Raw genomic sequence first — 15197 nt, 5'->3', positions numbered from 1 at the left:
GCGATGCAATACGAACTCACCAGGATCGACCCGGATGCTCCTAACGAGCAGTACCCGATCGGCACGCGGGAAACCGTTTCCGATCCGTTAGAAGATCAAGTCCACAAAAACATCTTCATGGGCAAGCTAGAAGACGTGCTGAACGGCACGGTCAACTGGGGGCGTAAAAACTCCCTATGGCCGTACAACTTCGGCCTGTCGTGCTGCTACGTGGAAATGACCACCGCCTTCACGGCGCCCCACGACATCGCGCGCTTTGGCGCCGAAGTTATCCGGGCATCGCCGCGTCAGGCGGATTTCATGGTTATTGCCGGTACCTGCTTTATCAAGATGGCGCCGATCATTCAGCGTCTCTACGAGCAAATGCTTGAACCTAAATGGGTTATCTCCATGGGTTCGTGCGCCAACTCCGGCGGCATGTACGACATCTACTCTGTGGTTCAAGGGGTCGACAAGTTCCTGCCCGTGGACGTTTACGTACCCGGCTGCCCACCCCGCCCAGAGGCTTTCCTGCAAGGCTTGATGCTCTTGCAAGAGTCGATTGGCCAGGAGCGTCGCCCACTTTCCTGGGTCGTCGGCGAGCAAGGCGTTTATCGCGCCGAGATGCCGTCGCAAAAGGAACAGCGCCGCGAACAGCGTATTCAGGTCACTAACCTGCGCAGCCCCGACGAAGTCTGATCCAGCTCTGCTTCTTTTATAGAACGAGACACTGGCTTCATTCTTTACGTTGAACGAAAGCGATAAAAAAACCATGACTACAGGCTCCGCTCTGTACATCCCGCCTTATAAGGCTGACGACCAAGATGTGGTTGTCGAACTGAACAACCGTTTTGGCCCTGAGGCGTTCACCGCACAGGCCACGCGCACCGGCATGCCGGTGCTGTGGGTTGCCCGCGCCAAACTGGTCGAAGTGTTGACCTTCCTGCGTAACCTGCCAAAACCTTACGTCATGCTCTATGACCTGCACGGTGTGGACGAACGTCTGCGCACCAAGCGTCAGGGCTTGCCATCGGGTGCCGATTTCACTGTTTTCTACCACTTGATGTCGCTTGAACGTAACAGCGACGTGATGATCAAGGTGGCGCTGTCCGAGGGCGATTTGAGCCTGCCGACCGTGACCGGGATCTGGCCAAACGCCAACTGGTACGAACGTGAAGTCTGGGATATGTTCGGCATCGACTTTGCCGGCCACCCTCACCTGTCGCGCATCATGATGCCGCCGACTTGGGAAGGTCACCCGCTGCGCAAGGACTTCCCGGCCCGTGCTACCGAGTTTGACCCGTACAGCCTGAGCCTGGCCAAGGTTCAGCTGGAAGAAGAAGCCGCCCGTTTCAAACCCGAAGATTGGGGCATGAAACGTTCCGGCGAAAACGAGGACTACATGTTCCTCAACCTGGGCCCGAACCACCCTTCGGCTCACGGTGCCTTCCGGATCATCCTGCAACTGGACGGCGAAGAAATCGTCGACTGCGTGCCAGACATCGGCTACCACCACCGTGGTGCCGAAAAAATGGCAGAGCGTCAGTCCTGGCACAGTTTCATCCCGTACACCGACCGTATCGACTACCTCGGCGGCGTGATGAACAACCTGCCGTACGTGCTCTCGGTCGAGAAGCTCGCAGGCATCAAGGTGCCAGATCGGGTAGACACCATCCGCATCATGATGGCCGAGTTCTTCCGTATCACCAGCCACCTGCTGTTCCTGGGGACTTACATCCAGGACGTGGGCGCCATGACCCCGGTGTTCTTCACCTTCACCGACCGTCAGCGCGCTTACAAAGTGATCGAAGCGATTACCGGCTTCCGTCTGCACCCGGCTTGGTACCGTATCGGCGGTGTTGCCCACGACCTGCCACGCGGCTGGGAAAAACTGGTCAAAGAGTTCATCGACTGGATGCCAAAGCGTTTGGACGAGTACCAAAAGGCGGCATTGGACAACAGCATCCTGCGTGGCCGTACCATCGGCGTCGCTGCATACAACACCAAAGAGGCCCTGGAATGGGGCGTCACGGGTGCAGGTCTGCGCTCCACCGGTTGCGACTTCGACGTGCGTAAAGCGCGCCCGTATTCGGGTTACGAGAACTTCGAGTTTGAAGTGCCGCTGGCTGCCAATGGCGATGCCTACGACCGCTGCATCGTGCGGGTCGAAGAAATGCGCCAGAGCCTGAAAATCATCGAACAGTGCATGCGCAACATGCCAGAAGGCCCGTACAAGGCGGATCACCCGCTGACCACGCCGCCGCCTAAAGAGCGCACGTTGCAGCACATCGAGACCTTGATTACGCACTTCCTGCAAGTTTCGTGGGGCCCGGTCATGCCGGCCAACGAATCCTTCCAGATGATCGAAGCGACCAAGGGCATCAACAGTTATTACCTGACGAGCGATGGCGGCACCATGAGCTACCGCACCCGGATTCGCACACCAAGCTTCCCGCACCTGCAACAGATCCCTTCGGTGATCAAAGGCGAAATGGTCGCGGACTTGATTGCGTACCTGGGTAGTATCGATTTCGTTATGGCCGACGTGGACCGCTAAGCATGAACAGCACGCTTATCCAGACAGACCGTTTCACCTTGAGTGAAACCGAGCGCTCGGCCATCGAGCACGAGCTGCATCACTACGAAGACCCGCGTGCGGCGTCGATCGAAGCCCTGAAAATCGTTCAAAAAGAGCGCGGCTGGGTTCCGGACGGTGCCGTTTACGCCATTGGCGAAATGCTCGGCATCCCTGCCAGCGACGTTGAAGGTGTGGCGACGTTCTATAGCCAGATCTTCCGCCAGCCAGTGGGTCGCCACATTATTCGCGTGTGCGACAGCATGGTGTGCTACATCGGCGGCCACGAATCAGTGGTTGGCGAGATCCAGAGCAAACTGGGCATTGGCCTTGGCCAAACCACACCGGACGGCCGCTTCACGCTGCTGCCGGTTTGCTGCCTGGGCAACTGTGACAAGGCACCGGCGTTGATGATTGACGACGACACTTTCGGTGACGTGCAGCCATCGGGCGTCGCTTCGTTGTTGGAGGGCTACCCATGACCCTGACTTCCTACGGCCCTGCCAACCGCATCGCGCGCTCGGCAGAAACCCACCCGCTGACCTGGCGTTTGCGTGATGACGGCGAGCCTGTATGGCTTGACGAATATCAGGCCAAAGACGGCTACGCCGCTGCGCGCAAGGCGTTCGCCGATATGGCTCAGGACGACATCGTCCAGACCGTGAAAGACGCAGGCCTCAAGGGTCGCGGCGGCGCAGGCTTCCCCACGGGCGTGAAGTGGGGGCTGATGCCTAAAGACGAATCCATGAACATCCGTTACCTGCTGTGTAACGCCGATGAAATGGAGCCCAACACCTGGAAAGACCGCATGCTGATGGAGCAACTGCCCCATCTGCTGATCGAAGGCATGCTGATCAGCGCCCGCGCGCTGAAAACCTACCGTGGCTACATCTTCCTGCGCGGTGAATACGTTACCGCCGCCAAGCACCTCAACCGTGCGGTAGAAGAAGCCAAGGCTGCAGGCCTGCTGGGCAAGAACATTCTGGGCTCAGGTTTTGACTTTGAGCTGTTCGTTCACACCGGCGCCGGGCGTTATATCTGCGGTGAAGAAACCGCACTGATCAACTCCCTTGAAGGCCGTCGGGCCAACCCGCGCTCCAAGCCGCCGTTCCCGGCCGCCGTGGGCGTATGGGGCAAGCCGACCTGTGTAAACAACGTTGAAACCCTGTGCAACGTACCGGCCATCATTGGCAACGGCGTTGACTGGTACAAATCCCTGGCCCGCGAAGGCAGTGAAGACCACGGCACCAAGCTGATGGGTTTCTCCGGCAAGGTAAAAAACCCGGGCCTGTGGGAACTGCCATTCGGCGTACCAGCCCGCGAGCTGTTCGAAGACTACGCTGGCGGCATGCGCGATGGCTTCAAGCTTAAGTGCTGGCAACCTGGTGGCGCTGGTACTGGTTTCTTGCTGCCCGAGCATCTGGACGCGCAAATGTATGCCGGTGGTATCGCCAAGGTCGGCACCCGTATGGGTACAGGTCTGGCAATGGCCGTCGACGACAGCGTCAACATGGTGTCGTTGCTGCGCAACATGGAGCAGTTCTTTGCTCGCGAGTCGTGCGGTTTTTGCACCCCTTGCCGTGATGGGTTGCCTTGGAGCGTCAAGCTTCTGATGGCAATCGAACACGGCGAAGGTCAGCCCGGCGATATCGAGACCCTGCTGGGTCTGGTCGGCTTCCTCGGCCCTGGCAAAACGTTCTGTGCGCACGCACCGGGCGCAGTGGAGCCATTGGGCAGCGCGATCAAGTACTTCCGCCCAGAGTTTGAAGCCGGTATTGCGCAAGCAAAACCTGGCGTTCCGCCTCTGGCACGCCCGATCGTAATCGGCGCGTAACGCTCTGAATGAGGGTGGTCCGTGCCGCCCTCTGATCGCTCGATAACGCCGTAAGGCTGGGTTGTTTCGAGCGAATAACAAGATTCCATTAGCCACGCCCGCTGACACCGGGCCAACGAAGAACTTTGAACCATGGCCACTATCCACGTAGACGGCAAAGAGCTCGAAGTCGATGGGGCAGACAACCTGTTACAGGCTTGTTTGTCGCTAGGACTCGATATTCCGTATTTCTGCTGGCACCCTGCCCTTGGCAGTGTTGGCGCCTGCCGCCAGTGCGCAGTCAAGCAGTACACCGACGAGAACGACACCCGTGGTCGTATCGTCATGTCGTGCATGACCCCCGCCACCGACGGTAGCTGGATCTCCATCGAAGACGAAGAAGCGAAAGTGTTTCGCGCCAGCGTCGTCGAATGGCTGATGACCAACCACCCGCACGACTGCCCAGTGTGCGAAGAAGGCGGTCACTGCCACCTGCAAGACATGACCGTGATGACCGGCCATAACGAGCGCCGTTATCGCTTCACCAAGCGCACCCACCAAAACCAGGAACTCGGCCCGTTCATTTCCCACGAAATGAACCGCTGCATTGCCTGCTATCGCTGTGTGCGTTTCTACAAAGACTACGCAGGCGGTACTGACCTGGGCGTATTCGGCGCTCACGACAACGTGTACTTCGGTCGCGTTGAAGACGGCGTGCTCGAAAGCGAGTTCTCGGGCAACCTGACTGAAGTCTGCCCGACCGGTGTGTTCACTGACAAAACTCACTCCGAGCGTTACAACCGTAAGTGGGACATGCAGTTTGCACCGAGCATCTGTCACGGTTGCTCCAGCGGCTGCAACATCAGCCCGGGCGAGCGTTATGGCGAACTGCGTCGTATCGAAAACCGCTTCAACGGTTCGGTCAACCAGTACTTCCTGTGTGACCGTGGCCGTTTCGGCTATGGCTATGTCAACCGCACCGACCGTCCACGTCAGCCACTGCTGGCCGACGGCACCAAGCTGAGCCTCGATGCGGCGCTGGATAAAGCCGCTGACCTGCTGCGTGGTCGCAACATTGTCGGTATCGGTTCGCCGCGCGCCAGCCTCGAAAGTAACTACGCGTTGCGCGAACTGGTCGGTGCCGAACACTTCTACAGCGGTATTGAAGCCGGTGAGCTGGAGCGCATCCGCTTAGTGCTGCAAGTGCTCAAGAACAGCCCGCTGCCTGTGCCGAACATGCGCGAGATCGAAGACCACGACGCTATTTTCGTGCTTGGCGAAGACCTGACCCAAACGGCCGCCCGCATGGCGCTGTCGCTGCGTCAATCGGTCAAAGGCAAAGCTGAAGACATGGCCGACGCCATGCGCGTTCAGCCTTGGCTCGACGCCGCCGTGAAAAACATTGGTCAGCACGCGCTGAACCCTCTGTTTATCGCAAGCCTGGCTGAAACCAAGCTCGACGACGTGGCTGAAGAGTGCGTTCACGCCTCGCCAGACGATCTGGCCCGCATCGGTTTCGCCGTCGCTCACGCCCTCGACGCCAGCGCACCGGCGGTTGTAGGTCTGGACGCTGAAGCCCTCGAACTGGCCAAGCGCATCGCCGACGCTCTGCTCGCGGCTAAACGCCCATTGATCATTGCCGGCACTTCGCTGGGCTCCAAAGCCCTGATCGAAGCCGCAGGTAACATCGCCAAAGCCTTGCACCTGCGCGAGAAGGTCGGTTCCATCAGCCTGATCGTCCCAGAAGCCAACAGTCTGGGCTTGGCCATGCTCGGTGGCGAATCAGTAGACGCCGCGCTGCAAGCCGTGATCGACGGCAAAGCCGATGCCATCGTGGTACTGGAAAACGACCTGTTCACCCGTGTTGACGCAGTCAAGGTCAACGCTGCGCTGGATGCGGCCAAAGTGGTGATCGTTGCCGACCATCAAAAAACCGCGACCACCGACCGTGCCGACTTGGTACTGCCGGCCGCCAGCTTCGCTGAAGGCGACGGTACGCTGGTCAGCCAAGAAGGCCGCGCCCAGCGTTTCTTCCAGGTATTCGACCCAACTTATCTGGACGCCAACATTCTGGTTCACGAAGGCTGGCGTTGGCTGCATGCCCTGCGCAGCACCTTGCTGAACAAGCCTGTTGACTGGACGCTGCTCGACCACGTTACTCAAGCCACTGCGGCAAGCACACCTGAACTGGCCCGCATCGTTGATGCCGCGCCCTCTGCTGCGTTCCGTATCAAAGGCATGAAACTGGCTCGCGAACCGCTGCGTTACAGCGGACGTACAGCCATGCGTGCAAACATCAGCGTGCACGAACCGCGCACCCCACAAGACCCGGACACCGCGTTCGCCTTCTCTATGGAAGGTTACTCGGGCTCCGCCGAACCGCGCCAACAAGTGCCGTTCGCTTGGTCGCCGGGCTGGAACTCGCCACAAGCGTGGAACAAGTTCCAGGACGAAGTGGGGGGTCATATCCGCGCTGGCGACCCGGGCACTCGCCTGATCGAAAGCAAAGGTGACTCGCTGAACTGGTTCGCCAACATTCCGGGCGCTTTCAACCCGGCACGTGGCACTTGGCAAGTTGTGCCGTTCTATCACCTGCTGGGCAGCGAAGAGAACTCTTCCAAGGCCGCGCCGGTTCAAGAACGCATTCCAGCTGCCTACATCGCACTGGCCAAATCCGAAGCTGATCGTCTGGGCGTCAATGACGGTGCTCTGCTGAGCCTCAATGTTGCCGGCGTAACCCTGCGTCTGCCGCTGCGTATCAATGAAGAGCTGGGTGCAGGCCTGGTGGCATTGCCTGCTGGGCTTGCTGGCATTCCGCCTGCGATCTTTGGCCTTACCGTTGACGGTTTGCAGGAGGCAGCCCAATGACTTGGTTTACGCCTGAAGTTATCGACGTGATCATCTCGGTGCTCAAAGCCGTGGTGATCCTGCTCGCGGTTGTGGTGTGCGGTGCATTGTTGAGCTGGGTTGAACGTCGCTTGCTGGCCTTGTGGCAGGACCGTTACGGCCCGAACCGCGTAGGCCCGTTCGGCGCCTTTCAGATCGCTGCTGACATGATCAAGATGTTCTTCAAGGAAGACTGGACACCACCGTTTGCCGACAAGGTGATCTTCACCCTCGCACCGGTTGTGGCCATGAGCGCCTTGCTGATCGCTTTCGCGATTATCCCGATCACCCCGACCTGGGGTGTGGCGGATCTGAACATCGGCATCCTGTTTTTCTTTGCTATGGCCGGTCTGTCGGTCTACGCAGTGTTGTTCGCAGGCTGGTCGAGTAACAACAAGTTCGCCCTCTTGGGCGCCTTGCGTGCCTCAGCGCAAACAGTGTCCTACGAAGTGTTCATGGGCCTGGCCCTGATGGGCATCGTGGTGCAGGTGGGCTCTTTCAACATGCGCGACATCGTTGAATACCAAGCGCAAAACCTGTGGTTCATCATTCCGCAGATCTTCGGCTTCCTGACCTTTTTCATCGCTGGCGTCGCTGTGACTCACCGTCACCCCTTCGACCAACCTGAAGCGGAGCAGGAACTGGCCGATGGTTACCACATTGAATACGCCGGCATGAAATGGGGCATGTTCTTCGTCGGTGAATACATCGGGATCGTGTTGATCTCGGCGTTGCTGGTGACTTTGTTCTTTGGTGGCTGGCACGGGCCTTTCGGCATTCTGCCGCAGATACCGTTTATCTGGTTCGCCCTGAAGACCGCGTTTTTCATCATGATCTTCATCCTGCTGCGCGCCTCTATTCCGCGCCCACGGTATGACCAAGTGATGGACTTCAGCTGGAAGTTCTGCCTGCCGCTGACCCTGATCAATTTGCTGGTGACCGCCGCAGTCGTGTTGTTGAACACGCCCGCCGGCGCGGTTCAGTGAGGATAGAGACCCATGTTCAAGTACCTGTTTGACATCGTGCATGGCACCTACACCCAGCTTCGCAGCTTGGTGATGGTGTTCGGCCATGCCTTCCGCAAGCGTGACACGCTGCAATACCCGGAAGAACCGGTCTATCTGCCACCGCGCTACCGTGGCCGAATTGTTCTGACCCGCGACCCGGACGGCGAAGAGCGTTGTGTAGCCTGTAACCTGTGCGCCGTGGCGTGCCCGGTTGGCTGCATCTCGCTGCAAAAAGCCGAAACCGAAGATGGCCGTTGGTACCCGGAGTTTTTCCGCATCAACTTCTCACGCTGCATTTTTTGCGGTCTGTGTGAGGAAGCCTGCCCGACCACTGCAATCCAGCTGACACCGGATTTCGAAATGGCCGAGTTCAAACGTCAGGATCTGGTGTACGAGAAAGAAGATCTGCTGATCTCCGGCCCCGGTAAGAACCCTGATTACAACTTCTATCGTGTTGCGGGTATGGCGGTTGAAGGCAAGCCTAAAGGCGCTGCCCAGAACGAAGCCGAGCCGATCAACGTGAAGAGCTTGCTGCCTTAAGGAAGAACGATGGAATTCGCTTTCTATTTCGCATCGGGTGTCGCTGTCGTGTCCACGCTACGCGTGATCACCAACACCAACCCTGTGCACGCCCTGCTCTACCTGATTATTTCGCTGATTGCCGTAGCGATGACGTTCTTTAGCTTGGGGGCACCCTTTGCCGGTGTGCTCGAAGTGATCGCCTACGCCGGTGCCATCATGGTGCTGTTCGTGTTTGTGGTGATGATGCTCAACCAAGGCCCGGCCTCGGTAACGCAAGAACGCCATTGGCTCAAGCCTGGCATATGGATCGGGCCGAGCATTCTGTCCGCCATTCTCTTGGCCGAACTGCTGTACGTGCTGTTCGCTCACCAAAGTGGTGCGCCAATCGGTCAAACCACCATTGATGCTAAAGCCGTGGGCGTTAGCCTATTCGGCCCGTATCTGCTGGTGGTCGAACTCGCCTCGATGCTGCTGCTGGCTGCAGCGGTGACGGCGTTCCACTTGGGCCGCAATGAGGCGAAGGAGCAATAAGATGCCTGGAATACCTCTCGAACATGGTCTAGCCGTTGCTGGTGTCCTGTTCTGCCTCGGTCTGGTTGGACTGATGGTTCGCCGTAACATTCTCTTCGTGTTGATGAGTCTGGAAATCATGATGAATGCTGCTGCACTGGCATTCATCGTTGCTGGCGCACGCTGGGCGCAACCCGATGGACAAGTCATGTTCATTCTGGTGATCACCCTGGCAGCGGCCGAGGCCAGTATTGGTCTGGCCATCCTGCTGCAGCTGTATCGCCGCTTCCATACGCTTGATATCGATGCTGCCAGTGAGATGCGCGGATGAACCTTCTCTTTCTGACTTTCGTATTTCCCCTGATCGGCTTTTTGCTGCTGTCGTTCTCCCGTGGACGCTTCAGCGAAAACCTCTCGGCCCTGATTGGCGTCGGCTCCATTGGTCTCTCGGCCATTGTTGCCGCGTATGTGATCTGGCAATTCAACGTTGCGCCGCCTGAAGGTGGTCAGTACACCCAAGTACTGTGGCAGTGGTTGGCAGTAGGTGACTTTAAAGCCAACTTTGCCCTGCATCTGGATGGCCTGTCGGTCACCATGCTGGGTGTTGTCGTCGGCGTGGGCTTCCTGATCCACGTATTTGCCTCGTGGTACATGCGCGGTGAAGACGGCTACTCGCGCTTTTTCTCCTATACCAACCTGTTTATCGCCAGCATGGTGTTCCTGATCCTGGCAGATAACCTGCTGTTCGTGTACTTCGGCTGGGAAGGCGTGGGTCTGTGCTCGTATCTGTTGATCGGTTTCTACTACAGCAACCGCAACAACGGTAACGCCGCACTTAAAGCCTTTATCGTGACCCGTATCGGTGACGTGTTCCTCGCCATTGGCCTGTTCATCCTGTACCAACAACTGGGCACGCTGAACATCCAGGAGCTGCTGGTTCTGGCACCCCAGAAGTTCCAGGCCGGTGATTTCTGGATCGTGCTGGCCACTCTGATGCTGCTGGGCGGCGCCGTGGGTAAATCCGCGCAACTGCCTCTGCAAACCTGGTTGGCTGACGCAATGGCTGGCCCGACCCCGGTTTCGGCACTGATTCACGCCGCAACTATGGTTACGGCGGGTGTTTATCTGATTGCCCGCACCCACGGCCTGTTCACATTGGCACCAGATGTTCTGCATCTGGTGGGTGTGGTCGGCGGTGTAACGCTGGTACTGGCAGGTTTCGCAGCGCTGGTGCAAACCGACATCAAGCGTATCCTCGCCTACTCGACCATGAGCCAAATCGGCTACATGTTTCTGGCGCTGGGTGTGGGTGCCTGGGACGGCGCGATCTTCCACCTGATGACCCACGCCTTCTTCAAGGCGCTGCTGTTCCTTGCTTCGGGTGCGGTGATTGTTGCCTGCCACCACGAGCAGAACATCTTCAAGATGGGCGGTCTGTGGAAAAAACTGCCACTGGCATACGCCAGCTTCATCGTCGGCGGCGCGGCCTTGTCTGCCCTGCCACTGTTGACGGCAGGTTTCTACTCCAAGGACGAAATTCTTTGGGAAGCCTTCGCCAGCGGTAACAACGAACTGTTGTATGCCGGCCTGGTTGGCGCGTTCATGACCTCGCTGTACACCTTCCGTCTGATCTTCGTGACGTTCCACGGCGAAGCTAAAACTGAAGCCCATGCCGGCCACGGCGTTTCGTACTGGCTGCCTCTGAGCGTGCTGATCGTTCTGTCGACCTTTATCGGCGCCATGATCACCCCTCCACTGGCTGGCGTATTGCCACAGAGCGTTGGCCATGCAGGTGGCGAAGCCAAGCACAGTCTGGAAATCGCCTCGGGCGCTATTGCTCTGGCCGGTATTTTGCTGGCCGCTGTGCTGTACCTGGGCAAGCGTCGCTTCGTAACGGCTGTTGCCAATAGCGGCATCGGTCGCTTCCTGTCGGCCTGGTGGTTTGCCGCATGGGGCTTCGATTGGCTGTACGACAAACTGTTCGTCAAACCGTACCTGTTGATCTGCCGCTTGCTGCGCAAAGACCCGCTCGACCAAACCATTGGTTTGATTCCGCGCGCCGCCAAAGCCGGGCATAACGCCCTGAGCCGCAGCGAAACCGGTCAACTGCGTTGGTACGCTGCTTCCATGACCGCCGGTGCTGTACTGGTCATGGGCGCCATCGTGTTGGTAGCGGTCTGATATGAACCTTCGACATTGCGAAAGGAATTGAGCCCGTCATGATTCTGCCTTGGCTAATCCTGATCCCCTTTATCGGCGGCCTGCTGTGCTGGCTGGGTGAGCGCTTCGGCGCCACTCTGCCACGCTGGATTGCGTTGCTGACCATGTCCCTTGAGCTTGCCCTCGGCCTTTGGCTGTGGTCTCAAGGCAATTATTCATTTGCACCGAACCCGGGTGCCGATCCAACGTGGGCGCTTGAGTTCAAACACGTCTGGATCGAGCGATTTGGTATCAGCGTACATTTGGCGCTGGACGGCCTATCGTTGCTGATGATCCTGCTCACCGGCTTGCTGGGTGTGCTGTCGGTTCTGTGTTCCTGGAAAGAAATTCAGCGTCACGTGGGTTTCTTCCACCTGAACCTGATGTGGATTTTGGGCGGTGTTGTCGGCGTGTTCCTCGCCATCGACCTGTTCATGTTCTTCTTCTTCTGGGAAATGATGCTGGTGCCGATGTACTTCCTCATCGCGCTCTGGGGTCACAGCTCATCTGACGGCAAAAAAACCCGTATCTACGCCGCTACCAAGTTCTTCATCTTCACTCAGGCTTCCGGCCTGATCATGCTGGTGGCGATTCTCGGTCTGGTGTTGGTCAACTTCAATGACACCGGCGTGCTGACCTTCAGCTATGCCGAGTTGCTGAAAACCAAGATGTCGCTCACCACTGAGTACATCCTGATGCTGGGCTTCTTCATTGCATTTGCCGTGAAGCTGCCGGTTGTACCGTTCCACTCTTGGTTGCCCGATGCTCACGCACAGGCACCCACCGCAGGTTCGGTCGACTTGGCCGGTATCCTGTTGAAGACCGCCGCTTATGGTTTGCTGCGTTTTGCCCTGCCACTGTTCCCGAATGCCTCGGCCGAGTTCGCGCCGATTGCCATGACCCTGGGTCTGATCGGGATTTTCTACGGCGCGTTCCTGGCCTTCGCACAATCCGATATCAAACGTCTGATCGCGTTCTCCAGCGTTTCGCACATGGGCTTTGTCCTGATCGGGATCTACTCCGGCAGCTTGCTGGCCCTGCAAGGCGCAGTGATCCAGATGCTGGCCCACGGTGTTTCGGCAGCTGCGCTGTTTATCCTCAGCGGTCAACTGTACGAGCGTCTGCATACCCGCGACATGCGTGAAATGGGTGGTTTGTGGTCCAAAATCGCTTACCTGCCGGCCATCAGCCTGTTCTTTGCCGCCGCATCACTGGGCTTGCCGGGCACGGGTAACTTCATCGGCGAGTTCCTGATCCTGATGGGCTCGTTCGCCAGCTTCCCTTGGGTCACAGCGATTGCAACGACTGGCCTGGTGTTCGGTTCGGTCTACTCGCTGATCATGATTCACCGCGCCTATTTCGGCCCATCCAAGTCGGACGCCGTATTGGCCGGCATGGATGCACGTGAACTGATCATGGTGCTCGGTCTGGCGGTACTGCTGATTTTCATCGGCGTGTACCCACAACCGTTCCTCGATACTTCGGCTGCGACCATGAATGGCGTGCAGCAGTGGATCGGCACCGCCTTCACTCAACTCGCTTCGGCCCGGTAAGAGCGCTATGGAATTCACGATCCAACACTTTATCGCGCTTGCTCCACTGCTGATTACCAGCCTCACCGTTGTTGTGGTGATGCTGGCAATCGCGTGGCGCCGCAACCACTCACAGACCTTCTTGCTTTCAGTGGCGGGTCTTAACCTGGCACTGTTGTCTATTTTCCCGGCGTTGAAAGTGGCTCCACTGGCTGTCACCCCGCTGTTGATGATGGACAACTTCGCCTACTTGTACATCGGGTTGATTCTGGTCTCCACGTTGGCTTGTGTGACCCTTGCTCACGCCTATTTGGGTGAAGGTGGCACCGGCTACCCGGGTAACCGCGAAGAGCTTTATCTGCTGATCCTGCTTGCAGCGACTGGCGGCATTGTTCTGGTCAGTGCACAGCATCTGGCGGGCTTGTTTATCGGTCTGGAGCTGCTTTCAGTACCGGTTTATGGCTTGGTGGCCTATGCCTTCTTCAACAAACGTTCGCTGGAAGCCGGCATCAAGTACATGGTGTTGTCGGCGGCTGGCTCTGCGTTCCTGTTGTTCGGTATGGCGCTGCTGTACGCCGAAGCTGGCAGCCTGAGCTTTAGCGGTATTGGTCTGGCGCTGGCGGCCACTGGCGCACCTAGCGCCATCGCTCAGTTGGGCCTTGGCATGATGCTGGTCGGTCTGGCGTTCAAACTGTCGCTGGTACCTTTCCACCTCTGGACCCCAGACGTGTACGAAGGTGCTCCGGCGCCAGTGGCTGCGTTTCTGGCAACCGCGTCCAAAGTTGCCGTGTTTGCAGTGATGGTGCGTTTGTTCCAGATCTCGCCAGCGGCCAACACCGGCGTGATGAGCGATGTGCTGACCGTTATCGCGATTGCTTCGATCTTGTTCGGTAACCTGCTGGCACTGACCCAAACTAACCTCAAGCGTCTGCTGGGTTACTCCTCTATTGCTCACTTCGGCTACCTGCTGATCGCACTGGTTGCGAGCAAAGGCATGGCGATGGAAGCAATTGGCGTGTACCTGATCACCTACGTACTCACAAGCTTGGGTGCGTTCGGCGTGATTACCCTGATGTCTTCGCCTTACAAAGGCCGTGACGCCGATGCACTGTACGAGTACCGCGGCCTGTTCTGGCGTCGCCCGTACCTGACCGCTGTACTGACCGTAATGATGCTGTCGCTGGCGGGTATCCCACTGACGGCAGGCTTTATCGGCAAGTTCTACATCATCGCCACGGGCGTTGAAGCACACCAATGGTTGCTGGTCGGGTCCTTGATTCTGGGCAGCGCCATCGGCGTGTTCTACTACCTGCGCGTGATGGTGACCCTGTATCTGGTTGAGCCAAAACTGCATCGCCACGATGCACCGCTGAACTGGGAACAAAAAGCGGGTGGCGTGATGCTGCTGGCTGTTTCAGTGCTGGTATTCGTGCTGGGTGTTTACCCACAGCCGATGCTTGAACTGGTACAACGTGCAGCGTTGGGCTTGGCAGGTTAAGACCTGACCGGCTGCCCCCATACCCCGTGAAGGCTTGGCTTTCACGGGGTATTTTTTTGTTCGTCCGCTCAGTCGTCGTCTAAACAACATGAAATTTAATGTTTGCCTCACAGAAAACCCAACAATAAATTCGCGAATATTCCCCTTACACACAAGAACTAATATCGAACTATTCTTTCCCAGAGAAACCGCCTACTAAAACTTACGATCTAGCGACGCTTATAGCCGCTTAATTCCCAAGCCCCGTCTTTTAAAACAACCACCCACATTCCGTAAAAAAATAACAGAAGCACTTCACGCCCCCTCCACACAGCTGGTATTTAGTGCCTGAACAGTACACCTGCGCTTTTTATATCGCCTAAAACACATGAGCAGTCGTGTCAATTAAATATATAGTTACACACTCAAAACTCTCAAACTAATGACCTCACTGGCACACACTTCAGCACATTGACACGCTCTAACCACACTCTTACATTCAAACCGCAACACGCGCATCGCAAAATCAACCCACGTATATATGTGCAATTAAGAGGACAGTGATATGGGCTACATGATGAGTTGGAATGCAAATGAAATAACTGAGTCTCAGGTGCTGGATTCTGAAACTCAACAACAGCAAATTGAAAGTTTGCAACTGAGTGACGAAGAAAAAGCTGAACTTGACGTCGAGTAA

General features: G+C 57.4%; 13 protein-coding genes. All 13 read left to right on the top strand.

Going from position 1 to position 15197, the window contains the following annotated elements; all coding sequences use genetic code 11:
• Positions 1-3: 3 nt before the first annotated feature.
• Positions 4-678: a NuoB/complex I 20 kDa subunit family protein gene (locus ACZRJQ_RS08370; protein WP_463977896.1), complete on the top strand. Its 675-nt coding sequence runs from the start codon at positions 4-6 to the stop codon at positions 676-678.
• A 73-nt stretch (positions 679-751) separates the two neighbouring features.
• Complete coding sequence (gene nuoC, locus ACZRJQ_RS08365) at positions 752-2536, top strand: NADH-quinone oxidoreductase subunit C/D (protein WP_463977895.1); 1785 nt, start codon at positions 752-754, stop codon at positions 2534-2536.
• 2 nt (positions 2537-2538) lie between these two features.
• Positions 2539-3036, top strand: a complete 498-nt coding sequence (gene nuoE, locus ACZRJQ_RS08360) for an NADH-quinone oxidoreductase subunit NuoE (RefSeq protein WP_463977894.1) — start codon at positions 2539-2541, stop codon at positions 3034-3036.
• Positions 3033-4388 (top strand): NADH-quinone oxidoreductase subunit NuoF, encoded by a 1356-nt coding sequence (gene nuoF / locus ACZRJQ_RS08355; RefSeq protein ID WP_463977893.1) that lies wholly within the window; start codon positions 3033-3035, stop codon positions 4386-4388. The genes nuoE and nuoF overlap by 4 nt, the downstream gene beginning before the upstream one ends.
• 132 nt (positions 4389-4520) lie before the next feature.
• The gene (gene nuoG, locus ACZRJQ_RS08350) at positions 4521-7235 is read left to right on the top strand and encodes an NADH-quinone oxidoreductase subunit NuoG (protein ID WP_463977892.1); all 2715 of its coding nucleotides are present in this window, start codon (positions 4521-4523) and stop codon (positions 7233-7235) included.
• Complete coding sequence (nuoH, locus tag ACZRJQ_RS08345) at positions 7232-8239, top strand: NADH-quinone oxidoreductase subunit NuoH (RefSeq protein ID WP_060691357.1); 1008 nt, start codon at positions 7232-7234, stop codon at positions 8237-8239. The genes nuoG and nuoH overlap by 4 nt, the downstream gene beginning before the upstream one ends.
• Before the next feature lie 12 nt (positions 8240-8251).
• Positions 8252-8800 carry an NADH-quinone oxidoreductase subunit NuoI gene (nuoI, locus tag ACZRJQ_RS08340; protein WP_016780194.1) on the top strand — a complete coding sequence of 183 codons (549 nt, stop codon included), beginning with the start codon at positions 8252-8254 and terminating at the stop codon, positions 8798-8800.
• 9 nt (positions 8801-8809) lie between these two features.
• On the top strand, positions 8810-9313 hold the full coding sequence (gene nuoJ / locus ACZRJQ_RS08335; RefSeq protein ID WP_463977891.1) for an NADH-quinone oxidoreductase subunit J: 504 nt from the start codon (positions 8810-8812) through the stop codon (positions 9311-9313).
• Between the two features lies 1 nt (position 9314).
• The gene (gene nuoK / locus ACZRJQ_RS08330) at positions 9315-9623 is read left to right on the top strand and encodes an NADH-quinone oxidoreductase subunit NuoK (RefSeq protein ID WP_003446970.1); all 309 of its coding nucleotides are present in this window, start codon (positions 9315-9317) and stop codon (positions 9621-9623) included.
• Entirely contained in the window at positions 9620-11473 is a 1854-nt protein-coding gene (nuoL, locus tag ACZRJQ_RS08325) for an NADH-quinone oxidoreductase subunit L (RefSeq protein WP_463977890.1), read from the top strand. The genes nuoK and nuoL overlap by 4 nt, the downstream gene beginning before the upstream one ends.
• 38 nt (positions 11474-11511) lie before the next feature.
• Positions 11512-13044 (top strand): NADH-quinone oxidoreductase subunit M, encoded by a 1533-nt coding sequence (gene nuoM, locus ACZRJQ_RS08320; RefSeq protein ID WP_463977889.1) that lies wholly within the window; start codon positions 11512-11514, stop codon positions 13042-13044.
• 7 nt (positions 13045-13051) lie between these two features.
• Positions 13052-14521, top strand: a complete 1470-nt coding sequence (gene nuoN / locus ACZRJQ_RS08315; protein ID WP_463977888.1) for an NADH-quinone oxidoreductase subunit NuoN — start codon at positions 13052-13054, stop codon at positions 14519-14521.
• Positions 14522-15065: 544 nt separating this feature from the next.
• Complete coding sequence (locus ACZRJQ_RS08310; protein WP_463977887.1) at positions 15066-15197, top strand: hypothetical protein; 132 nt, start codon at positions 15066-15068, stop codon at positions 15195-15197.

The organism is Pseudomonas sp. E315, assembly GCF_055406205.1.
The sequence above is the reverse complement of the archived record's forward strand: the minus strand, read 5'-3'. Positions and strand labels throughout refer to the sequence as shown.